The organism is Ruegeria sp. ABD4_443 (genome assembly GCF_056160865.1).
Window position 1 is genome coordinate 21,799 of sequence record NZ_JBSWYA010000002.1, and the last position, 22,168, is coordinate 43,966.

The window sequence follows — 22,168 nt, forward strand, 5'->3', positions numbered from 1 at the left end:
AAAGCGTGCTTAGGAAACGATCTCCAATCCGGCCTGCCCGCAGACCTCTACAATGTGCTCGTAACCCATTTTGGAATATTCGTAGGGCGGCGCCTTGGCCGGGTCCTGTTCGGCCTCGACCACGATCCAGCCATCGTAATCCATGGCCTCAAGCGCGTTGGCGACGGCCTGGAAATCGATGCACCCGTCGCCCGGCACCGTAAAGGCGCCCGCGATGACGGCATCCAGGAAGCTACGGTCGTTTTCCCGCGTGTCCTGAACCACCTCGGGGCGGATATCCTTGAAATGGACATGCTGGATACGGTCGCCCCAGCGGTTCAGCGTCGCCAGAACATCGCCGCCGCCAAACAACAGGTGGCCCGTGTCAAAGCACAACTTCAGCTCGGGGCCCGACCCTTCCATCAGCCAGTTCACGTCATCTTCGCTTTCGATGATGGTGCCCATGTGGTGATGGTAGGCCATCGGCATGCCCTGATCGGCCATCCATTTTGCCAGTTCACCCAACTTGGCCGCGTAGGCCAGCACCTCGTCCCGAGACAGTTTCGGGCGGCTGTTGACCGGCGTGCCGATCTGGCCCTGAACAGTATTCGAACACTCGGCGTAAACGATGCAAGGGCTGTTCAGCGCCACGAACTGCGCGACCTGCTCGCGCACCGCTTCACGTTCCGCGGCAAGGTCGTTGACCAAAGTCGCCCCCGAACACCAGCCACCGCACAAGGCAATCTGGTTGCTGTCGAGATAGGCCCGCAGCCCCTCGGTGTCGCCAGGCATGCGCTGACCGCGCTCGACGCCCGTATACCCGATTTCGCGGGCTTCCTTCAGCGCCTGCTCCATGGTGTAATCCGCCGTCAGGTCCGGCAGGTCATCATTTTGCCAGGCGATCGGAGAGATACCGATTTTCACGCTCATTTCGTATTTCTTTCCTTGATTGCAGCCTCATAGGCCACGCGTTTCTCGTTCACCGATGGGCGCACGCTGACTTCGGGAACAGCGACTTCCCACCAGGTTCCGCCATATTCGGTCGAGGGATAGGGATCCGTGTCGATGACAACCACATAAGGCCCCTTGATCTCGCTCCGTTTGGCCAGCGCCTCTTCCAGCTCTGCGATGTTGCTGACCTTGACCGAGGTTGCGCCCATCGAACCGGCATGCGCCGCAAAATCAATCGCCGAGGGGGTTTCGTGGTACGAATGATCCAGGAGGTTGTTGAACTCGGCCCCGCCTGTTCCCATCTGCAGGCGGTTGATGCAGCCATAGCCACGGTTGTCGGTCACAACCACGGTGAAGGACACGCCCATCATCGCGGCCGACGCCATTTCCGAGTTGGCCATCATATAGGTGCCGTCGCCGGTAAAGCAGATCACGTCGCGTTCGGGCTGGGCCATTTTGATGCCCATCGCACCGGCAATCTCATAGCCCATGCAGCTGAACCCGTATTCCATGTGATAGGCACCGGGGCGCGGCGCTTTCCACAGTTTGTGCAGCTCGGCCGGCATGGTTCCAGCCGCGCACATCACAACGGTCTCGTCATGCGCCGCACGCTGTACCGCGCCGACCACCTGCATATCGGTCGGCAATGCGTTTCCGTCAGCAGGTGCCGCGGTCAGCGTATCCACGTTGCCAAACCATTCGGACTTGAGCGTTTCGGGCACTTCGGGTGCGCGGTAGCCATCCAGCGCCGCGCCCAGTTCCGCAAGACCGACACGCGCGTCGCTTTGCAACGGCATCGCATCGTGTTTCGCGGCGTCATAGGCTGCGGTGTTCAGGCAGACCAGCTGGCGTTCGGGATTGGCAAACAGGCCCCACGATCCGGTTGTGAAATCCTGGAACCGAGTTCCGACACCAAGAACCAGATCCGCCTCGGCACATACGGTATTGGCGGGCGCGCCACCCGTGACGCCAACCGGACCCAGATTCAGGGGATGATCCCATGCCAGACAGGATTTCCCGGCCTGAGTTTCGGTCACGGGGATGTTGTGAGCCTCGGCAAAGCTTTGCAATGCGGCCGTCGCGTCCGAGTAATGCACGCCGCCACCGGCGACGATAACAGGGCGCTTGGCCGATTTCAGCGCCGCTGCCGCGCGGGCCAACTCGTCCGTGTCCGGGCGAACCCGGCGCTGATGCCAGACGCGCGGCTCGAAAAAGCTTTCGGGATAGTCATAGGCCATGGCCTGCACGTCCTGGCAGAAGGCCAGCGTTGCAGGGCCGCAATCGGCCGGGTCGGTCATGGTCCGAAAGGCGCGCGGCAGGGCCGTCAACAACTGTTCGGGGCGCGTGATCCGGTCAAAATACCGGCTGACAGGCCTGAAACAGTCATTCGCCGAGACTGTCCCGTCGCCGAAATTCTCGATCTGCTGCAAAACCGGGTCCGGTCCTCGCGTGGCAAACACGTCACCGGGCAGAAAAAGCACCGGAATTCGGTTCACATGGGCCAGCGCCGCGGCGGTTACCATGTTGGTGGCCCCCGGCCCGATGGACGAGGTCACGGCCATGGCGCGCTGACGGCCCAACTGTTTGGCATAGGCAATGGCAGAATGCGCCATGGTCTGTTCGTTGTGCCCACGGTAGGTCGGCAGGCTGTCTTTGGCGCCGTGCAAAGCCTCGCCCAGACCCGCCACGTTCCCGTGTCCGAAAATTGCCCAGACGCCGGCGATGAACGGCTCGCCGGAATCGTTCATCTGTGCCCCCAGATAGCGCACCAAAGCTTGCGCCGCGGTCAATCGGATTGTCTTGCTCATCATGATCCCTTTCAACACATGCCGCTATGGGCAATCCGTCGGGTTTCGCGTTCTCGAAGGTTCAGGCACTTGGACCCACCTGATCGGGTTTGGCCGCACGGGGCCTTGCACTGGGTGATGCACCGCCGTCCCCGGCGGTGCATCTGATTTCGGACAGCTTAGATGGTGCCGCCCAAAGACCCTTCAAGTTCTGCCATCTCCTGGCCACCGGCCATGAGGTCCTGCAGTTGCTCGGGCGTGATGTCGCCGCGCTGCGCGGTTCCCAGCGTCTTGCCGCGGTTCAGAACCGTGAACCGGTCGCCAACCGCCAGCGCGTGACGCACGTTGTGGCTGATGAAGACCACCCCGACGCCCTGGCTGCGCACCTTGTCGATCGTTGCCAGAACATTCGAAGTCTGGCGAACGCCCAAAGCCGATGTCGGTTCGTCAAGGATCAGGATCTTGGCCCCGAAATAGACCGCCCGAGCGATGGCAACTGTCTGACGTTCACCGCCGGACAACGTTCCGACCGCCTGGTCCGGACCGCGCAGGTTGATGCCCATCTTGCGCATCTCTTCCATGCAGATGTCATTGGCTGCGTCCACGTCGAACCGTTTCATCAGGCCTTTGCCCTTTGTCGGCTCGCGCCCCATGAAAAAGTTCCGGGTCACGCTCATCAGCGGGATCATGGCAAGGTCTTGGAACACCGTAGCGATCCCGGCCTCCATTGCATCTCGGGGTGTATCGAAATGCAGCGGCTTGCCCTCAAAGTAGATCTCGCCCTTGGTGGGTTTGTGAACCCCGGACATCGTCTTGATGAAGGTGGACTTGCCTGCCCCGTTATCGCCAAGCAGGCAATGGCATTCGCCGGGTTTGACGTCAAAGCTGACGCCAGCCAGGGCAATGATGTTGCCAAAGTGCTTTTCGATGTCTTTCATTTCGACAATCGGTGCCTGATCGGTGACCGCATCGCCATGATGGAACTTGGTGTCTTCGGTCATATCAGCGCTCCCCGGTTACGCGTTTGCGGATTGCGTTGTTGAACAGAACCGCGATCAGCAGCATTGCACCCAGGAATACCTGGAACCAATCCTGGTCGAAATCCGTGTAGGTCAGGCCGATCACGACCATGCCGAAAATGATGGCCCCGAAGAACGCGCCGATGGCCGATCCGTAGCCGCCTGTCAGCAGACAGCCGCCGATCACCGCGGCGATGATCGCCTCGAATTCTTTCTGGAAGCCACGGCGCGCGTCGGTCGATCCGGCGTCGATCACGGTGATGATCGCAACCAGTGCGGCGCAGCAGGCCGTCAGCATGAACAGCGATACCTTGATACGGCTGACCGGAACACCCGAGTTCGACGCGGCAGTCTTGTCGCCGCCCGAAGCAAAGATCCAGTTCCCCGCAGGTGTTCTGAGAAGTACGTAAGTGGCGACAAGGGCCAGCACGATGAACCACAGGATCTCGACCGGAACGCCCGGCACTTTCGGGGCACCGCTCTTGAAAGTGTCGATCATGCCATTGGCCGCCATCCAGGCAAACAGCCCACCGAATGCCTCGCCCGAAAAGAACGGGGCAAGCCAGTCATTCGCGACCATGTCACGCACGCCGCGCAACTGGGTCGAACCGCCCGTCGCCGCCTTGAGCCCCACCAGGGACAAACCGCGCAGGATAAACAGAAAGGCCAGCGTCACGATAAAGGACGGCAGACCCGACCGGATCACGATATTGCCGTTGATCGCGCCGACGATGGCCGCAAAAACAAATGTCATGGGGATCGCCAGGATCAGCGGCAATTGCCACGTCACCACGCAGACGCCGAAGAACAGGCCCGAGAATGCGACCATGGATCCGATGGACAGGTCGAACTCGCCACCGATCATCAACAGGGCCGCACCGATGGCAAGAATGCCCAACTGCGCCGCCGGTGTCATAAAGTTCATGACCCCCGCCAGGGTGAACATCGACTCATCTGCCGTGATGGCAAAAAAGATGAATACGAGAACCACGCCAGCCATGGCGCCAAGCTCTGGTCGTTTCATGAGCTTGGTCAGGAAAGGCTCTTTCTTGACCCTTTCGTCCCCTGCGAGTTGAGCTGAATCACTCATCGTTTCCTCCCAATGTGTCTGAGACGGCGCCCATGCGCCGCCCCTCTGGTTTGAGTTCGCGACCGAGATCAGCGAATGCCCTGTGCGGACAGTTCGATCACTTGGCCTGCCTTGTCGGCGGTGATCAGGTTCGGGCCCGAAGGAACGTTGCCGCCCGGCATCAGGCCGAATTTGGCGTGCAGGCCCATGAAGTTCACCGACAGGTAGCCCTGCAGGAACTGCTGCTGGTCGATTGCAAATGCTGCATCACCGTCAACGATGGCCTGCAGGAAGTCTGCCGACAGGTCAAAGGTCGCAACCTTGACGTCACGGCCCGACGCTTTGGCAGCAGCTACCGCCGGCTCACCGGCTGTGCTTGCACCCAGCGCCATAACGGTGTCGATGCCTTCGTCTGCAGCCAGGGCCGCCGCAACTTTGGACTCGATTTCCGCCGGATCGTTGGTTGTGGGCAGGACTGCTACATTGCCACCGAAGCCTTCAGCAAAACCCGAGCACCGCAGGTCCAGCGACACGTTGCCGACTTCCTGGTTCACACAGATGGCGCTTGTTCCGCCCATCGAGGCCAGCGCTTCACCCGCGGCCTTGCCTGCGTCAAACTCGTCCTGACCGACGTGCAGCAATGCACCCAGCCCTTTGGATACGTCCGAGCCCGAGTTGATCGAGATAACCGGAATACCGGCTGCAACGGCGCGTTCGATTGACGGGCCAAGCGCATCCGCATCAGGGATCGAAACGATCAGACCATCGGGTTCCTGGTTCACGGCTGCGTCGATCAGCTGCGACATGGCGACCATGTCGAAGGTTTCCGGTGCGCGATAGTCAACGTTCACGCCCACATCCTTGCCGGCCTGCTCAACACCGTTTTTGACGACGCTCCAGAACGGGTCGTTGGCCTGACCGTGCGAAACAACGATGATTTCCTGAGCGAAGGCGGGTGTTGCCAGAGCCAGGGCCCCTGCAGCCAGTGCCCCTTTGATGAATTTGTTCATTTGGTTTCCTCCCATTGGAACAATTCTATTGTCTGACGGGGTCTCTGCCCCGGCGATTCGATAAAGCCGAATCTCTGCTACCCTGTTGGTCAGGGTCCCCTCAGTTTCCCTATATCGATTCATTTTGCAACCGGTTTCAAAAAATTCTTTCAAGCGCATCGGTCTTTGGCCCGGACTGGGCGCCATTGGGATTGCAGCCATGGCATGCATCGCGACCACGGTCGATTCCGCCGCGCCAGCAACGGCGATGAGTATCGCGCGCCACATGAAAACGCCGATGTTGTTTTTGGGCATCGCCAAGCGACGTACAGCCCGTTCAACATGTTGACCTTGCTTAATAAGTAGCGCCGAGGCCATTTTCGCGCACAATATTTCCAAGTCCGCAGAACTCTTCGTCATCGTCTGGGTGTGTGCGCGCCAATTTGCAGGGGTGAAACCCGCCCCCAACGGCGGCATTTTCCGGCGCCAAATGTTGCTTTGCAGGCGATCCATTGCCCCGGTGCAACAAAGGAAATAGGTGCGACGTGGCCCCAAATTGACCGGGGTCCTTGGCCAATTCTGCACCCCACAACGGCAAAAAGTGAGCGTCATTTTGCAACCGGTTGCACGCCTTGTTCAATGGCGCGAATCGGGATTCGCACGCCAAAAAGTTTCGGCCAGCTCGCAAAAGAAGGGCGTCGACCATCACTGATCGACGCCCCGTTCACAGCGTTCGGCCCCACGTTGTGGGTCAGACAAATCTGTTGACGTGGTTTTCCAGCATCTCCTGCCGGCCAGACCGCGGAGATGGATTGATGTCTTCGGCCAGAACACGGGTCGCAATTTCATCCAGGTCGGAATTCAGCATCGCCTGTGCGCGGGGCGTTTCCCAATCGGCATACCGCGTGACCAGCGCCTCTTCCAACCCGCCGTCCTCCAGCATGGCTGCGGCGGCCTTCAAACCCCTGGCGCAAATGTCCATGCCACCGACATGAGCGGCAACAAGGTCCTGAGGATCAATGGATTGGCGCCGGATCTTCGCGTCGAAATTGGTGCCGCCCGAGGTAAAGCCGCCCGATTTCAGGATATAGTAAAAGGCCAAGGCCACTTCGGGCGTATTGTTGGGAAACTGATCCGTGTCCCATCCCGACTGATAATCATTGCGGTTCATGTCGATCGACCCCAGCATGCCCTCGGCGGCGGCAACGGCGATTTCATGTTCGAAACTATGCCCGGCCAGGATCGCATGGCCCTGTTCGAGGTTCAGCTTGACCTCATTTTCCAGCCCGTATTTGCGAAGGAACCCGATGCAGGTGGCGGCGTCATAGTCATATTGATGTTTCGACGGCTCCTGCGGCTTGGGCTCGACCAGAATGGCGCCCTTGAACCCGATCTTGTGCTTATAGTCGACAACCATGGACAGGAACCGGCCCATATGGTCCATCTCGGCGTTCAGGTTGGTGTTCAGAAGTGTTTCATACCCTTCGCGCCCGCCCCACAGAACATAATTCTCGCCCCCCAGCTTGTGGGTTGCATCCATGCATGACTTGACCGTCGCGGCGGCAAAGGCAAACACATCCGGATCGGGGTTGGTGCTGGCCCCGGACATCCACCGACGATGGCTGAACATGTTAGCCGTGCCCCACAGCAGCGCGGTTCCCGTCACCTGCATTTTCTCGCCGATATAATCGGTGATCTCATTCAGTGTCCGCAGGTTGTCGGCAAAATTCCCCTGCTCGGGGCGAATGTCGACGTCATGCCAGCAAAAATACGGCTGACCGAGTATTTCGAAAAGTTCGAACGCGATATCCGCCTTGATGCGGGCCCGTCCCATGTCATCCTGCGGATGCCAGGGGCGCTCAAAGGTCGAACCGCCAAAAGGATCGCCGCCTTCCCAGGCGAAAGAATGCCACCAGGCGACGGCAAAGCGCAGATGCTCTTCCATACGCCGACCCAGGACGATCTCATCCGGGTCATAATGCCGGAACGCCAGCGGATTGGTGCTGTCGCTGCCTTCGTACCGGACCTTTTCGATCCCTTCGAAAAAACCGCTGCTCACGTGTTCTTCTCCTTTAGCTGATCCGGTGTCTTGCCAAGGATGATCATCGACAAAAGATCGTCATCCGTGACGTCGGCGATATCGACCGTTCCGACAAGCTGGCCGTTCTTCATCACCGACGCCCGGTCACACAGTTCCATGACGGCGTGAACGTCGTGATCAATCAGGAATATTCCGATGCCCTGCGCCTTGAGTTTCTGGATCAGGTCCGCGACCATCTGGGTTTCGTGCGGACCCAGCGCAGCCGTTGGTTCGTCCATAATCAGAATCCGCGCGTTGAAGTACACCGCGCGAGCAATTGCCACCGATTGCCGCTGCCCCCCGGACAAGGCCGATACCGGGTCGTTGAACTTTTGAAAGTTCGGGTTGAGCTGCGCCATGATCTTGCGGCACTCGGCCTCCATCGCGGCGTCGTTGACCAGGCCAAACGGCGTGATCACTTCGCGCCCCAGAAACAGGTTCGACGTTGCATCCAGATTATCGGCCAGCGCCAGCGTCTGGTAGATGGTTTCGATGTTGTTGGCGCGGGCATCCCGCGGGTTGGTGATCTCGACCGGCGTGCCGTTGATGCGGATTTCACCCTGGTCCATCTGGTAGGCCCCCGACAGAACCTTGATCAGCGTGGACTTCCCTGCCCCGTTATGCCCCAGCAGGCCGACGACCTCGCCCGGATAAAGATCGACCGATACGTGATCCACGGCCTTGATGCCGCCGAACGAGATCGAGATGTCGCGCATTTCGACCAGGGGCGGCTGACCTGATCCACGACCCGACGGCAACGCGGCGTCTTGTGCGTTCTTGGACTGCATCATTTTGCCCCCAGTCGTTTGCGATAGACGATGTCGATATAGACCGCCAGAACCAGAACGCTGCCCACGACGATGTTCTGGAACGGCGCGTCCACACCGACCATGGCCATGCCCGATTGCAGCGCCTGCATGATCAACGCGCCAAGGATTGCGCCATAAATCGTGCCGATCCCGCCCGACAATGCGGTCCCGCCGATGACGGCCGCGGCGATGACGCGCAGTTCATCAAGCGTCCCGATGTCATTGGAATGGTTCGCCAAACGGGCCGAGGCCACAACGGCGGACAGCGCGCACAGGAACCCCATCAGGGCAAAGATCTTGACGGTCAAAAGACGGGTATTGATCCCCGAAAGCTCGGCCGCGTCCGGGTTGCCGCCGGTGGCAAAGACATAGCGGCCAAACCGCGTCTTGCGGGCCACAACCGTCAGCGTCACCGCGACGATGATCAGGATCAGGACCGAGATCGGAAGACCGTATCCCACGACCAGGCCCTCGGGCATTGTCTGTCCGGCGGCTTCAAACATGCGCTGCAGTTTGCGCGTCGGAATGGCATAGCTGTTCAGGATATAGACATATCCCAGGATCGCGCAGGCAATCACGCAGGCCAGTGTTGTCTCGGCCCAGGCCGGCTTGACCGGAAAGCCATGTGCCGCCTTGGCGCGACGGGCGCTCCACAAGGCCCAGATCGCAATTGCCGTGGCAAACAGCCCGATCATCCAGCTTGCGGTTGTGCCCAGGGTTCCGTTGGTGCCCCCGAACATCAGAAAGTTGCTGTCCAGCGGGCCGATTGTCTGGCCGCTGGTCAGGTACCAGGCGACGTTGCGCCAGACCAGGAAACCGCCCAGCGTCACGATAAAGGCGGGAATTGTCAGGTAGCCGACCATCCAGCCGTGAAACGCACCGATCAGCGTGCCCACCGCCAGTCCCACGACAAGGGTAATCGCCCAGGTGGCCGGATTGTTCAGGCCAAGGCCAAACATATGCGGCAGCAATTCGGTCTGGGTCATGGCCATGACCGCCGATGTGGTGGCCAGCAAGGCACCAACCGACAGGTCGATATGGCGGGTCACGATAATGAACACCATTCCGCAGGCCATGATCGCAACCGAAACCGTCTGGATCGACAGGTTGAACAGGTTTCGCGCAGTCAGGAACCGGCCATCGGTAACGATGTTGAACCCAATGCACAGGATTAAAAAGGCGCCGATCATGCCAAGAAGCCGCATATCCAGTTCCAGTTGCTGAAACAGGCCGCGTTTGACTTTCTGAGGTATCGGCTGAGATGAAGTGTCGGTCATTTCCGCGCTTCCATAGTCAGCTTGTGGCCCCGACCCGCGCTGCAGGCGGATCGGGGTATATCGGGTTAGTTACACGGCGCGGGGCCGTTTTCGACGCCCTGGCACAGGTCCTCAAGCGGGATCCATCCGGCATCGACAACAACCGAAAGATTGTCGCGGGTGATCGGAACGGGCGCAAGGAAGACCGAGTTCATTTCGGTACCCCCCGGCGAGGTCCAGCTGACAACGCCGTCCACGTCAGACGGGCTGGTCCCGTTGCTCAGCGCCACGGCGATCTCGCCTGCCGCCTTGCCCAGTTCGCGGGCATCCTTCCAGACCGAAACGGTCTGGGTTCCCAGCGCCACCCGGTTCAGCGCGGCATGATCGCCATCCTGTCCCGAAACCGGGATGCCTTCCATACCCTGCGCGGTCAGCGCGGCGACGACCCCACCGGCGGTGCCGTCATTCGAGGCGATCACGGCGTCAACATTGTTTTCGTTGGCGGTCAGGATCTGCTCCATGTTGCGCTGCGCGTTTGCGGGCAACCAGCCATCGGTATAGGCCTCGCCCACGATCACGACATCGCCGCTGTCAACAGCCGCCTGGATGATCTCTTGCTGGCCGCCGCGCAGGAAATCCGCGTTCGGATCCGTCGGAGACCCCTTGATCATGACATAGTTGCCCTTGGGCATTGCCCCGAAAACGGCCCGCGCCTGCATCCGCCCCACTTCGACATTGTCAAAGGTCAGGTAAAAGGCCCGGTCGTCTTCGATCAGACGATCATAGGCGATTACCGGAATGCCCTCGTCCGCCGCGGCCTGAACCGCCGGGCCGATCGCCTGTGCATCCTGCGCCAAGATGATCAGGGCATCAACGCCCTGCGCGATCAGGCTTTCGATATCCGCAAGCTGTTTGGCCGATGACGATTGCGCATCGGCTGAAATATAGTCCGCACCGCCCGCTTCCAAAGCGGATTTGATTGCGGCCTCGTCGGTCTTCCAGCGTTCTTCCTGAAAATTTGACCAGCTGACACCCACCGTCGGGTCGGCAAAGGCCGTTGTCCCCAACAATGCAACCACAGCAGACAAGCTGAGTAAGCCCTTCATGATTTCCTCCCATTTATCCGAGCCATCGCAATTCGATTCGTGGCCCTGATCAAAGGTGATAGCATATTTATTTCAGTCGGTAAAATATTTACTCTACCAGAACCGCACAAAAAGAAATATGCTGCCAGTCACGGCAGAGTCGCGGGGTTAAAATGCTGAAACGAAACGTTTCTTCAATTTCACTGGATCAACGCGAGGTAACGCGCCTGCGGGTGCTGGAGCATATCCGGGCCAAGGGGGCGATCTCGCGGATCGACATAGCGTCTGAATTGCAAACCAGCCCGGCAACGGTGACCGCCGCCACGGCCGACCTGATTTCGGCCGGGATGATCAAGGAAACCGAAAGCGACGGGGCCGCCCGCGCCAGCAAACGCGGCAGGCCCAGGGTCCTGCTGCAATTGAACGGCAACTTCAGCCTGGTGGCGGGGCTCAAGGTTGCGCGCCACCAGATATCGGTGCTTCTGGTCGATTTTGCCGGGGCCGAAATCACCTCATTTGAACATCCGCTGACCGATCCCTGCATGGACCCCCATACCTTTACCAAGGCTGTGCGCAAATCGGTCGAAGGCGCCTGTGCCTCGATCGGCCGGTCCATTGATGACATGGCCGGTATCTCGATCGGGATCGCCGGGCTGGTGGATGCGGAACGGAACTTTGTTCACTGGTCCTCGTCCCTGACGGATCGGAACGTGGATTTCGGGCCTCTGTTGTCGGACCACCTGCCCTGCTCGGCCTTTGTCGAAAACGACACCAACCTTGTCGCCAAGGCCGAGCAACTGTTCGGGCTGGGGAAAGAGCTGAAGAACTTTTTGGTCATCACGGTTGAACACGGCGTGGGCATGGGTATCGTCCTTGACGGAAAACTGCATCGCGGCGAACGCGGGTGTGGTGCCGAGTTCGGCCATACCAAGGTTCAGTTGGAAGGTGCGCTGTGCCAGTGCGGTCAGCGTGGTTGTCTTGAGGCTTATGTCGGGGATTATGCCCTGATCCGCGAGGCCAACATTGCCGGACACGGAAACGAGGTACAGTCAGTCGCGGATGTCTATGCCAATGCAAAATCCGGCGATGCCCGGTCAGTTTCGGTTCTGGACCGCGCGGGCAAGATGTTTGCGATGGGGGTTTCGAACCTGATCAACCTGTTCGACCCCGAGTTGATCATTCTGTCGGGCGCTCAGATGAAGTTCGACTATTTGTCCTCGCCCGAGGTCATGACCCGCATCCGCCAGGGCGTGGCCGATGTCGATGCCCCGCTTCCCGAGATCACGGTCCATCACTGGGGCGACGCCTTGTTTACCAAGGGGGCTGCCGCATACGGGATCGAACAAGTGTCGATCCTGAAGGTCAAGGAACTGGCGAGCCATGCGGATTGAAGTCGCGGCGTTCATCCTGACCGCTTCGGTCGCACAGGCAGGGACCGTGACGCCGGACTTCGCGACCGTCCCGGTGCCGCCCCATGTTTATGACGGCGGGTGGGAGCATTTCGTGGGCGGCGGCGTGGCCGTGTTTGACTGCAACGGCGATGCCCTGCCCGACGCCTATGTGGCCGGTGGATCGAACCCGGCCCAGCTGTTCGTGAACACCTCGTCCCAAACCCTGTCGTTTCACGCGCAAACGCCGCCTGTGCTGGCCCTGGATCATGTCACCGGTGCGTACCCCATCGATATTGACAGCGACGGGCTGATGGACCTGGCCATCCTGCGCGTGGGCCCCGACATCCTGATGCGCGGGCAGCCTGACTGCGCATTCGTACCGTTTGAAGGGATCGGGTTTCAATCGGGTGACCACTGGACCACCGGTTTTTCTGCCACATGGGAAAAGGGCCAGACCCTGCCGACGCTGGCCTTTGGCACCTATGTGGACCGCGCGGCCCCGGACGGGCCATTCGAGGCCTGCGACGCGACGCTCCTGTATCGTCCAAACGGCGGCACCTACGGGGCAGCGCGGCACTTGCGGCCCGGATACTGCGCGCTGTCGCTGTTGTTTTCCGACTGGGCACGCACGGGCCGGGCCGACCTGCGGGTCAGCAATGACCGGCACTACTATGTCCGAGACGGTCAGGAACAGCTTTGGGCGATGGAGCCCGATCCGCGCCTTTACACGGCAAAGGAAGGTTGGCAGCCCTACGCGATCTGGGGCATGGGCATCGCGTCCCGCGACCTGACCGGAGACGGGTTCCCCGAGGTTTACCTGACCTCGATGGGGGATCAGAAATTCCAGGTCTTTGAACCCGCATCAGGCGGGCCGACATGGCGGGACGCAACATACGAGCGCGGAACCACCGCGCACCGGCCGCATTCGGGCCCGGATGGGCGGCCCTCGACCGGGTGGCACGCGCAATTCGGCGACGTGAACAACGACGGTCGCGACGACATCTTTGTGGCCAAAGGCAATGTCGAACAAATGCCCGACGCCGCGATGGACGACCCCAACACCCTGTTGGTGCAGGGCCCCGATGGCCGGTTCACGGAAACCGCCCGGGTCGCAGGCGTTGGGTCAATGGCCAAATCGCGCGGCGGCGCGCTGGCCGATCTCGACAATGACGGTCGCCTGGACCTGATCGTGGTTAATCGCGGCGCGCCGATGGAGGTGTTTCAGAACCTGACGGCGGGCGGAAACTGGACCCTTGTCGCGGTCTCGCAGGACCGCCCCAACCGCCAGGCCGCCGGAGCCTTTATCGAGTTGTCATCGCCCACAGGCCAACATGTGCGCGAAATCACGATCGGCGGGGGGCATGCCAGCGGGATTGCAGGCTATCACCACTTTGGGTTGGCGGGGTCAGACCCGGTGCGGGTTCGCGTGATCTGGCCCGATGGCAGGACTTCGGACTGGATCGAAAGCGAACCGAATCGGATCATCGAACTCAGCCGCTGATTACCTGTCCACCGGCAGGCCGCTGGGAACCGCGTCCGGTACGCCCAGGCGTTCGGCGGGGTCTTCCAGACTGTGAAGAAAGGCAATCAGCGCCGCGATATCGGCATCGCTCAGAACGGGTCCTGACAGCTCATTTGCCTGCGCGATGGCGGCCACGGCATTCGGGTCGGACAGAACCCGCGCATCGTCTGCCCCTGGAAAGACCGGCAACATGGCCTGGTCCAGCCGATAGGCGCGCAGCGACGCGTCCGGGTCAAGGTGGTGACGAATGACGCCTTCCAGCGCGGCAAAGGCCCCGCTATGCCCATAGGGTGCCGTCAGGGTCACATTCCGCAGCGACGGCGTGCGAAAGGCAAAAGCGTCCTGTGCGCGCCCGGTGACCCGCAAACGCCCGTCATCGCGGGCGTGGTTTTCAAACCGCGCCGCCTTGCCCGGCCCGATCTGCGGCATCGCGATTGCGTGAAACCTGTGATCGGTCTGAAACCAGCCAGCGTGGCAGCCTGCACATGCGGCCTTGCCGTAAAACAGATCCAGCCCGCGCAGCGCGTCCTGCGACAGGGTGATCTCACCGCGCATTGCCCTGTCGAACGGGCTGTCATCCGCGCGCCATTCAAACGCGATGAAGTCTGCTATGACATTGGCAATCATGGCAAAATCCAGCGCCTGACCCGGTGCGAGCTTTTCGAAACCTTCGGCATATGCCGGGATGGCCGCAACCCGCGCGGCAATCAGGTCCCACGCCCCACCCGGCTGAGATATCAGGCCAAGGCGCACCGCCTGGCTTACGTCGTTCTCGGAATAGTGACCCGCCATTTCATCCGGCGACAACACCGGAAACATCGCTTGCGCAGCAAGGGCCGAGTCAAATCCGGGCAGCATATGCGCGCCAAGCGGCGTTCGTATCCCGTTTGGCTGCGTCGGGTCATCGCCCAGCCGGCCATCGTGAAAAAACGTCGTGAATTCCTGCGCCCCCAGGTTCCACAGCGCTGGTGAGTTGCGCGGAATGCGCTGCTCGGGCGGGTTGTCCGGGTCCAGAGCGCGGTCAGGGCCAAGACCCACCCCGCCCTCGCCGATCCCCAGCGAAACCCCGTCCGAGGTTCCGTGATCGGGATGGTGACATGTGGCGCAGCTGATATTGCGGTTGCCCGACAGGATCGGATCGTAAAACAAAAGCTGCCCCAGGTGCACGCTGTGCATGTCCGGCGGGTCGAATTGCGGCCTTGGCCCAAGGTCCTGCGCCAGCGCGCCCTGCCCCGTCAGGACCAAAGCGCTGGCCGCAATCGCTGTCCGCACCGTTTGCATCAGCCGACCCCTGCGATTTCCAGCGTCAGCATCTGCTTGTATGGCTGGTCGGGCGTATAGATGACGGACGGAAACTCGGGCGTATTGACCGCGTTCGTGTATCCGGCCGGTTCGATACACAGCCCCGCCCCGGCCCCGAATGGGGCGCCAAGATGCGCCCCCGTATACACCTGCGTGCCCGGCTGGTCGGACCTGACGGACATGGCGATACCGGACGGGGCCAGCAACTCGGCAACAGGTGTGGTCCATTCCCGCGCGGGCGCGAACAGAAAGTAATCATCCAGCGCGCGCCTGGCTGCGCTGATCTTGCGCAATCGCGTGAAATCCAGCCCCTCATCCGCCGCCGACAGCCTGCGCCCCGTCGGAATACCCTCTGCATCCGCTTCAAGAACCTCTGCCGCGGCCAGCCGCAGGCAGGTTTCACCAATCCCGGATGTCTGTCCCAGAGTATAGTAATTGTGCTGCGCAAGACTGATCGGCGCCGGGCGGTCCGGAATGGCCGAGATCGCATAGGTCAGCCGCCGTTGACGCAAGCTTACCCTGATCTCAAACGCCACTTCGGCAGGAAACCCACCCTCGCCTAGTCTGGACGTATAGGTCAGGACAGCGTCACGGTCCGTTTCCTGTGCGATGGTCCAGTCACAATGGCCCAGGCCCGCCGCGCCACCATGCAGCGTATGCGCCCCCGCATTCCGGTCCAGATCATAGCGCTCGCCGCCAAGGTCAAACGTGGCGCCGCGTATACGATTGGCAACCGGGCCAACGATCGCGCCCATGCTGAATGTGTCTTGCAGGTACTGGCGCGGGTCACGGTATCCAAGGATCAACGGTATCTCACCCAACCGCCATGCCATCGTACGCGCGCCATAACTCAGCACATCCAGACGCATGTCGCCATCCGCCAGGGTTACTTGTTCAACTTTACCACTCAAACTATTGTTATTCATTTTCTTTTCACCGCCGAAGACAAAGCGCGATGATACCCCCGGAACTGTTCATACCGATCATCATAGGCCGCGAACAAATCGGCGCGCGGGCTGATCGTTTCCACGATTTCCGGGGCAGTCATCACATCCTGCGCATTTGCCCCCGTCGCCGCGCATATGGCCAGGCGGGCCGCGCCGACCGCCGCGCCCAGCTCACCGCCACCCGGCAAGGCCAAAGGCAGCTTCAACACGGTTGCCAACCGCTCCAACCAGGGGCGAGACCTTGCGCCCCCCCCAACCGCCAGCAGCGTTCCGGCCTCGGTTCCGGTTTCGCGCAGCGCCTCAAGGCAATCCCGCATGGCGAAGGCGACCCCATCCATGACCGCCATGGTCAGATCGGCCTGGTCGGTCGAAATGTCGACCCCAAGCAACGCGCCCCGAATATCGGCATCGTTATGCGGCGTTCTCTCGCCCGAGAGGTAGGGCAGAAAAGTAACATCCGCCGGGCCCTCCAGTTGGTCAGGCACTGCCTGGGCCAGCGCGGCGGCTGGCTGTCCAAGGGTTTTGGACAGCCAGTTTAGGCTGTTTGTGGCCGACAGGATAACCCCCATCTGTATCCAGCGGTCGGGAACGGCATGGCAGAAACAATGCACCGCCGTTTCCGGCGCGGGCGCATAGCGGTCCTTGGCCACAAGCAAAACGCCCGACGTGCCGAGCGACAAAAACCCCTCGCCCTCGTTCACACTGCCGACACCACAGGCTGCGGCGGCATTGTCGCCGCCACCGCCCGCAACCACGATACGGCCATTCAGCCCCCATTCGCGCTGCAGGTCGGACCTGAGTTGCCCGCCAGCGGCACTGCCTTCGACCAGGTCCGGCATCTGGCCATGCTCCATATGGCTCAGATCCAGCGCGGTCTGCGACCAGCGCCGGGCGCCGGTATCCAACCATGATGTGCCCGCGCTGTCTGACATCTCGCCGATATAGTCCCCGGTCAGCCAGAACCTGAGATAGTCTTTTGGCAGCAGGACCTTGGCAATTCTGGCATAGACCCCCGGTTCATTCAGACGCAGCCATTCAAGCTTGGGCGCCGTGAACCCCGGAAAGACGATATTGCCCGAAATCGCACGCATTTCCGGCATCGCGTCCAACGCTGCGGCCTCGACCGCCGATCTGGTATCGTTCCACATGATACAGGGCCTGAGAACCGCGCCATCGGCATCCAGAACCGTTGCCCCGTGCATGTGCCCGCTTAGCCCGATGCCCCGCAGCTGCGCAAACGCAGCACCATGCGCGGCCTTGAGGGCCGCAACAACCTGACCGCAGGCGGCGATCCAGTCCGCGGGGTTCTGTTCGGACCATCCCGGATGCGGCATCTGGGTCGCGACGGCGGCCTCGGCATCGCCGACAACAACGCCGCCCTCGTCCACCAGAATGCCGCGCAGACCTGACGTGCCCAAATCCAGCCCGAGATACATCCCAAACTCCCCCCATTTTATTTTAGTTGGTAAAATTAATTGGACGCCGGGTTATGTCAAGCGTGGAGTTCCGGCCGAACCCGCCGATCTGCGACCATGGGGAAACCGACCCGGTCCTATTCAGGCACATGGCGAACGACGTGATCGCCCTCGATATCGCCCAGCGCCTGGAACAGAGCGTTGGAATTGGCGACACCGAATTTCTTGAGCAGCTTGGCCCGGTACACCTCGACCGTGCGGTACGAGATATCCAGCTTGAGCGCGATTTCCTTGCTGGTCAGCCCATCGGCAAGATAGGAAACGATCTCGCGTTCGCGGCGGGTCAGGTCGCGATAGGGCCGGATTTCGGACAGGTCGGCAAAGCTCCAGACCGCGCGGCGCAGCGGTTGATCCGGCGTAAAGGAATGCCCCCTGACCCGGCACCAGAACAGGCTGCCGTCCTTTCGGGCCATGATCCGTTCATCCCAATAGGTATTGGTTTCCCGCAACCGTTTGACCCCGCGGTCCCGGACATTTGTGAATTCTTCATCCGTCGGGTAAAGGATTGAAAAAACCTGATTTTTCAAGTCATCCACGCCATATCCGAACATCTCGGCGAAGGCGATGTTGTAATCGCGGATCACCCGGCTTTCGGTAACGACCAATCCGACCGGCGCATATGTGAACGCCAGTTCCGCGAACTGTCCGCTTCCAAAGCAGTCATCGATACGTGTTTCCACAATATTGCGTGCTCCGGCGCCGTTTGAAACCATTGTGATCGAAGAGTTACTCAAAAGGAACGGCCTGCGCAACGGATGCCGGGCCACGACAAATGAGGGAGGAAAGAATGAACCCACTGGTGAAACTGGTTGGTGCGGCAGGGATTGCCGTGTCACTGGCCGGGGCTGCATATGCGCAAGACCCGGTCAAGATCGCGCTGGTCCACGGAATTTCCGGGCACAGCTTCGAGGTGTTCTCGAAACAGGCCCAAACGGGGTTCGAGCTGGGCATCGAATATGCGACGGACGGGACCGGCATGGTCAAAGGCGTCCCGATCGAGATCATTCACAAGGACACCCAGTTCAAGCCGGATGTCGCCCGCGCGGTTCTGGCCGAAGCCTATGGCGATGACGAAGTCCTGCTGGCCGTTGGCGCAACCTCGTCCGGCGTAACCAAGGGGCTGCTGCCGATCGCCGAGGAATATGAAAAGATCCTGCTGGTGGAACCGGCGGTTGCCGACAGCCTGACCGGCCCCGACGGCAACCGGTACGTCTTCAAGACCTCGCGCAACTCGTCCATGGACATGCAGGCGCAGGCCCTGGCGCTGAACCCGGATGAAAACCTTTATGTTGCGACCCTGGCCGAAGATTATGCGTTTGGCCGCGACGGCATCAGCGCCTTCAAGGCCGCGCTGGACGGCTCGGGCGCGACGGTTGTGACCGAGGAATACATCCCCCAGGGCACCACGGATTTCACCGCTGCCACCGAACGGATGTTCAACGCGCTGAAAGACAAGGAAGGCCGCAAGGTCATTTTGATCTATGTTGCAGGCGGCGGCGACCCGATGGGCAAGATCCAGGCCATGCAACCTGACCGTTTTGGCATCGAGATCTCGACAGGCGGGCATATCCTGCCGGTCCTGCCGACCTACAAGCAGGTTCCGGGCATGGAGGGCGCGATATACTACTATTACGAAAGCCCCAAGAACGAGATCAACGACTGGCTGGTCACAACCCATCTGGACCGCTTTGACAGCCCCCCCGATTTCTTTACCGCAGGCGGAATGGCCGCAGCATTGGCGGTGGTCAAGGCGCTGGAAACGGCCGAGGAATGGGAAACCGAAGCCCTGATCGAGGCGATGGAAGGCATGAGCTGGGAAACCCCGAAGGGCACGATGAGTTTCCGCCCCGAGGATCACCAGGCGTTGCAATCCATGTATCACTTCAAAATCCGCGTGGATGACGATGTGGATTGGGCCATTCCCGAACTGGTGCGCGAAATCACGGCGGATGAAATGGACATCCCGCTGGGCCGCTCGAACTAAGTTTGCTCTGCCCCGGCCTGATTGCGGGCCGGGGCTTGCCCAAACAGGTGCTATCGATGTCGCAACCTTCTCTTGTCACGCGGGACCTGACGATCCGGTTTGGTGGGCACGTCGCCGTGAACGCCGTCAGCTGCGCGTTCAACCCCGGCGAGCTTACCGTAATTGTCGGACCAAACGGCGCCGGAAAGACCACGTATTTCAACCTGATTTCCGGGCAGCTGATGCCCAGTGCGGGTCAGGTCATCAAGGATGGCGTCGACATGTCGGCGATGCCGCCGTCAAAACGGGCGCATCACGGCATCGGGCGCGCCTTTCAACTGACCAATCTCTTCCCCCAGCTGAGCGTGCTGGAAAACATCCGCCTGGCGGTTCAGGCCCGGTCCGGCGAAGGGTGGCGGTTTCTGACGCGCACGCAATCCCTGACCGAGCTTGCAGCCAGGGCCGAACGCTACCTTGAGGCGACCAAGCTGAGTTCTGTCGCGCACCTTCCGGCCGCGGCCCTGTCGCACGGGGATCAGCGCAAGCTTGAGGTGGCGCTTCTTATGGCGATGGAGCCGGACATCTACATGTTCGACGAACCAACAGCAGGCATGTCGCTGGACCACGCGCCCGACGTGCTGGACCTGATTGCCGAGATCAAACATGACCAGACCAAGACCATCCTGCTGGTGGAACACAAGATGGACGTCGTTCGCACGCTGGCCGATCGCATCATCGTTTTGCACAACGGAGAGCTGCTGGCCGATGGCGCCCCCGACGAGGTGATGTCCAGCCAGATCGTCCGCGATGTCTATCTAGGAAAATCGGCGGAGCCCGCATGACCCTTTTGTCCCTGAAATCCATGCAGACCAATATCGACCAATACGCGGTCTTGCATGACGTCACGCTGGATATTCCCGAAGGTGGCGTTTTTGTCCTGTTGGGGCGCAACGGCGCGGGCAAGACCACGACGTTGCGCTCGATCATGGGTCTGTGGAAACCCTCGCCCGGGTCTGTTCATTTCCGCGGGCGTGACATTTCCGGCCTGCACACGGCGGAAATCGCGCGGCTGGGCATCGCTTTCGTACCCGAAAACATGGGCATTTTCGGCGGGCTGACCGTTCAGGAAAACCTGGTGCTGGCAACCGCCAATGGCAGTTTCGACCAGGACCGGCTTGAACATATCTGGCGATTGTTTCCCGCGCTTGAGACCTTTTGGACCAAGGCGGCATGGTCCCTGTCGGGCGGGCAGAAACAGATGCTGGCCGTTGCACGGGCCATAATTGAGCCGCGCGAGTTGATCCTGATCGACGAGCCGACCAAGGGGCTGGCCCCCTCGATCGTTGACGCCATGGCCGAGGCGTTTCGGGAAATCTCGCACAACACGACCATCCTTTTGGTCGAACAGAATTTTGAATTTGCCCGCGCGCTGGGGCGGGACATGGCGGTGATCGACGACGGGCGCATCGCGCATACGGGGACGATGAGCGATTTCGTCGCCGACAAAGACCTGCAGGACAGCCTGCTCAGCCTATCTGCCTGAGGAACACATGGATCAGTTACGCATGACATTGGAACGTTTTGGCGGCGTCAATCTTCTGCCCGTCGCGGTCGCGGCGGTGGCTTTTGTCCTGATTGGCGCGCCCTCATCCTGGGTGACGCTGACGGTCGCCGGGCTGGCAATGGGGATGATGATCTTTCTCATGGCTTCGGGGTTGTCGCTGGTCTTTGGGCTGATGGATGTTCTCAACTTTGGTCACTCGGCCTTTGTCAGCTTTGGGGCATTCGTCGCGGCCTCGGTGCTGGGCTGGCTGGCCGGATGGCTGGGATCGGACAGCGTGGTATTGAACGCGGCCGCACTTTTGGCTGCTTTTACCGCGGCAATCCTCTTTGGTCTTGCCGCCGGGTGGTTCTTTGAAACGGTGATCATCAAACCGGTCTATCACGACCACCTGCGGCAGATCCTGATCACCATGGGCGCCCTGATCGTCGCCGAACAGATCATCCTTGCCATCTGGGGCGGCACCCCGATGAACGTCCCGCGCCCTGGCTTTCTAAAGGGGTCGATCATCATCGGTGACGTCGCCATCGAGATCTACCGCGCCTTCGCTTTCCTGTTGGGCCTCATCGTCTATGCCGCCCTTTACGCCACACTGAACCGTACCCGCATCGGGTTGCTGATCCGGGCCGGTGTCGAAAACCGCGAAATGGTCGAGGCTTTGGGCTTTCGCATCGACCGGCTGTTTGTCGGCGTATTCATGGTGGGGTCGGCCCTTGCCGCGCTGGGGGGCGCGATGTGGGCCGGGTATGAAACGCTGATTACCCCGGCGCTGGGGGCTGAGTTGATGATCGTGGTGTTCATCGTGGTCATCATCGGCGGTCTGGGCTCGATCGAAGGTACGCTGCTGGGGGCCATCCTGGTGGGGCTGGTGGCCAATTACGTGGGCTTTTTGGCCCCGAAACTGGCGCTGGCCTCGAACATGATCCTGATGATGGCAATCCTGCTATGGCGGCCGAACGGGCTGCGTCCTGCGGTGAGGTGAC

The 22,168-nt window shown here is 60.8% G+C and carries 19 protein-coding genes; 6 read left to right on the forward strand and 13 right to left on the reverse strand.

Features of this window, described 5'->3' with window-relative positions:
* Nucleotides 1–9: 9 nt before the first annotated feature.
* The 9 genes from iolE to xylF form a co-directional block, all read right to left on the reverse strand.
* Nucleotides 10–909: a myo-inosose-2 dehydratase gene (gene iolE / locus ACXAG8_RS04255; RefSeq protein ID WP_475222483.1), complete on the reverse strand. Its 900-nt coding sequence runs from the start codon at nt 907–909 to the stop codon at nt 10–12.
* Nucleotides 906–2,738 (reverse strand): 3D-(3,5/4)-trihydroxycyclohexane-1,2-dione acylhydrolase (decyclizing), encoded by a 1,833-nt coding sequence (gene iolD, locus ACXAG8_RS04260; protein ID WP_475222484.1) that lies wholly within the window; start codon nt 2,736–2,738, stop codon nt 906–908. Before iolD ends, iolE begins: the two co-directional genes overlap by 4 nt.
* A 158-nt stretch (nt 2,739–2,896) precedes the next feature.
* Nucleotides 2,897–3,718 carry an ATP-binding cassette domain-containing protein gene (locus tag ACXAG8_RS04265; RefSeq protein ID WP_475222485.1) on the reverse strand — a complete coding sequence of 274 codons (822 nt, stop codon included), beginning with the start codon at nt 3,716–3,718 and terminating at the stop codon, nt 2,897–2,899.
* Between the two features lies 1 nt (nt 3,719).
* The gene (locus tag ACXAG8_RS04270; RefSeq protein ID WP_475222486.1) at nt 3,720–4,826 is read right to left on the reverse strand and encodes an ABC transporter permease; all 1,107 of its coding nucleotides are present in this window, start codon (nt 4,824–4,826) and stop codon (nt 3,720–3,722) included.
* A gap of 68 nt (nt 4,827–4,894) precedes the next feature.
* The gene (locus ACXAG8_RS04275; protein ID WP_475222487.1) at nt 4,895–6,307 is read right to left on the reverse strand and encodes a sugar ABC transporter substrate-binding protein; all 1,413 of its coding nucleotides are present in this window, start codon (nt 6,305–6,307) and stop codon (nt 4,895–4,897) included.
* Between the two features lie 238 nt (nt 6,308–6,545).
* Nucleotides 6,546–7,853, reverse strand: a complete 1,308-nt coding sequence (gene xylA, locus ACXAG8_RS04280) for a xylose isomerase (protein WP_475222488.1) — start codon at nt 7,851–7,853, stop codon at nt 6,546–6,548.
* Complete coding sequence (locus ACXAG8_RS04285) at nt 7,850–8,662, reverse strand: ATP-binding cassette domain-containing protein (RefSeq protein ID WP_475223101.1); 813 nt, start codon at nt 8,660–8,662, stop codon at nt 7,850–7,852. Before ACXAG8_RS04285 ends, xylA begins: the two co-directional genes overlap by 4 nt.
* Nucleotides 8,662–9,960, reverse strand: coding sequence for a sugar ABC transporter permease (locus ACXAG8_RS04290; RefSeq protein ID WP_475222489.1), 1,299 nt, complete (start codon nt 9,958–9,960; stop codon nt 8,662–8,664). Before ACXAG8_RS04290 ends, ACXAG8_RS04285 begins: the two co-directional genes overlap by 1 nt.
* A 65-nt stretch (nt 9,961–10,025) precedes the next feature.
* Nucleotides 10,026–11,045, reverse strand: coding sequence for a D-xylose ABC transporter substrate-binding protein (gene xylF / locus ACXAG8_RS04295; protein WP_475222490.1), 1,020 nt, complete (start codon nt 11,043–11,045; stop codon nt 10,026–10,028).
* Nucleotides 11,046–11,197: 152 nt separating this feature from the next.
* On the opposite strand from xylF, the gene ACXAG8_RS04300 reads away from it, so the two are divergent.
* Both ACXAG8_RS04300 and ACXAG8_RS04305 read left to right on the forward strand, forming a co-directional pair.
* On the forward strand, nt 11,198–12,415 hold the full coding sequence (locus tag ACXAG8_RS04300) for an ROK family transcriptional regulator (protein WP_475222491.1): 1,218 nt from the start codon (nt 11,198–11,200) through the stop codon (nt 12,413–12,415).
* Entirely contained in the window at nt 12,405–13,916 is a 1,512-nt protein-coding gene (locus ACXAG8_RS04305; RefSeq protein WP_475222492.1) for a CRTAC1 family protein, read from the forward strand. The genes ACXAG8_RS04300 and ACXAG8_RS04305 overlap by 11 nt, the downstream gene beginning before the upstream one ends.
* Here the strand turns inward: ACXAG8_RS04305 and ACXAG8_RS04310 are convergent, their stop codons facing one another.
* From ACXAG8_RS04310 to ACXAG8_RS04325, 4 genes are all read right to left on the reverse strand, one after another.
* Nucleotides 13,917–15,218 carry a cytochrome-c peroxidase gene (locus ACXAG8_RS04310; RefSeq protein WP_475222493.1) on the reverse strand — a complete coding sequence of 434 codons (1,302 nt, stop codon included), beginning with the start codon at nt 15,216–15,218 and terminating at the stop codon, nt 13,917–13,919.
* The gene (locus tag ACXAG8_RS04315; RefSeq protein WP_475222494.1) at nt 15,218–16,150 is read right to left on the reverse strand and encodes an aldose epimerase family protein; all 933 of its coding nucleotides are present in this window, start codon (nt 16,148–16,150) and stop codon (nt 15,218–15,220) included. Before ACXAG8_RS04315 ends, ACXAG8_RS04310 begins: the two co-directional genes overlap by 1 nt.
* An 11-nt stretch (nt 16,151–16,161) precedes the next feature.
* Nucleotides 16,162–17,622 (reverse strand): xylulokinase, encoded by a 1,461-nt coding sequence (gene xylB / locus ACXAG8_RS04320; protein WP_475222495.1) that lies wholly within the window; start codon nt 17,620–17,622, stop codon nt 16,162–16,164.
* A 116-nt stretch (nt 17,623–17,738) separates the two neighbouring features.
* Nucleotides 17,739–18,341, reverse strand: coding sequence for a helix-turn-helix domain-containing protein (locus tag ACXAG8_RS04325; RefSeq protein WP_475222496.1), 603 nt, complete (start codon nt 18,339–18,341; stop codon nt 17,739–17,741).
* A gap of 107 nt (nt 18,342–18,448) precedes the next feature.
* Between ACXAG8_RS04325 and ACXAG8_RS04330 the strand changes: the two genes are divergently transcribed.
* The 4 genes from ACXAG8_RS04330 to ACXAG8_RS04345 are packed head-to-tail and all read left to right on the forward strand — an operon-like array spanning nt 18,449 to nt 22,167.
* On the forward strand, nt 18,449–19,645 hold the full coding sequence (locus ACXAG8_RS04330; protein WP_475222497.1) for a substrate-binding domain-containing protein: 1,197 nt from the start codon (nt 18,449–18,451) through the stop codon (nt 19,643–19,645).
* A gap of 56 nt (nt 19,646–19,701) precedes the next feature.
* A complete protein-coding gene (locus ACXAG8_RS04335) occupies nt 19,702–20,466 on the forward strand; it encodes an ABC transporter ATP-binding protein (RefSeq protein ID WP_475222498.1) in 765 nt (254 codons plus the stop codon).
* A complete protein-coding gene (locus ACXAG8_RS04340; protein WP_475222499.1) occupies nt 20,463–21,167 on the forward strand; it encodes an ABC transporter ATP-binding protein in 705 nt (234 codons plus the stop codon). The genes ACXAG8_RS04335 and ACXAG8_RS04340 overlap by 4 nt, the downstream gene beginning before the upstream one ends.
* Before the next feature lie 22 nt (nt 21,168–21,189).
* Entirely contained in the window at nt 21,190–22,167 is a 978-nt protein-coding gene (locus tag ACXAG8_RS04345) for a branched-chain amino acid ABC transporter permease (RefSeq protein WP_475222500.1), read from the forward strand.
* Nucleotide 22,168 lies beyond the last annotated feature (1 nt).

Coding starts and splice junctions, on each gene's coding strand:
- ACXAG8_RS04300 (WP_475222491.1), top strand. CDS start 11,198: ATGCTGAAACGAAACGTTTCTTCAATTTCACTGGATCAACGCGAGGTA.
- ACXAG8_RS04345 (WP_475222500.1), top strand. CDS start 21,190: ATGACATTGGAACGTTTTGGCGGCGTCAATCTTCTGCCCGTCGCGGTC.
- ACXAG8_RS04340 (WP_475222499.1), top strand. CDS start 20,463: ATGACCCTTTTGTCCCTGAAATCCATGCAGACCAATATCGACCAATAC.
- ACXAG8_RS04285 (WP_475223101.1), bottom strand. CDS start 8,662: ATGCAGTCCAAGAACGCACAAGACGCCGCGTTGCCGTCGGGTCGTGGA.
- iolE (WP_475222483.1), bottom strand. CDS start 909: ATGAGCGTGAAAATCGGTATCTCTCCGATCGCCTGGCAAAATGATGAC.
- xylB (WP_475222495.1), bottom strand. CDS start 17,622: ATGTATCTCGGGCTGGATTTGGGCACGTCAGGTCTGCGCGGCATTCTG.
- ACXAG8_RS04305 (WP_475222492.1), top strand. CDS start 12,405: ATGCGGATTGAAGTCGCGGCGTTCATCCTGACCGCTTCGGTCGCACAG.
- ACXAG8_RS04310 (WP_475222493.1), bottom strand. CDS start 15,218: ATGCAAACGGTGCGGACAGCGATTGCGGCCAGCGCTTTGGTCCTGACG.
- ACXAG8_RS04335 (WP_475222498.1), top strand. CDS start 19,702: ATGTCGCAACCTTCTCTTGTCACGCGGGACCTGACGATCCGGTTTGGT.
- ACXAG8_RS04275 (WP_475222487.1), bottom strand. CDS start 6,307: ATGGATCGCCTGCAAAGCAACATTTGGCGCCGGAAAATGCCGCCGTTG.
- xylF (WP_475222490.1), bottom strand. CDS start 11,045: ATGAAGGGCTTACTCAGCTTGTCTGCTGTGGTTGCATTGTTGGGGACA.
- ACXAG8_RS04330 (WP_475222497.1), top strand. CDS start 18,449: ATGAACCCACTGGTGAAACTGGTTGGTGCGGCAGGGATTGCCGTGTCA.
- ACXAG8_RS04270 (WP_475222486.1), bottom strand. CDS start 4,826: ATGAGTGATTCAGCTCAACTCGCAGGGGACGAAAGGGTCAAGAAAGAG.
- iolD (WP_475222484.1), bottom strand. CDS start 2,738: ATGAGCAAGACAATCCGATTGACCGCGGCGCAAGCTTTGGTGCGCTAT.
- ACXAG8_RS04265 (WP_475222485.1), bottom strand. CDS start 3,718: ATGACCGAAGACACCAAGTTCCATCATGGCGATGCGGTCACCGATCAG.
- ACXAG8_RS04290 (WP_475222489.1), bottom strand. CDS start 9,960: ATGACCGACACTTCATCTCAGCCGATACCTCAGAAAGTCAAACGCGGC.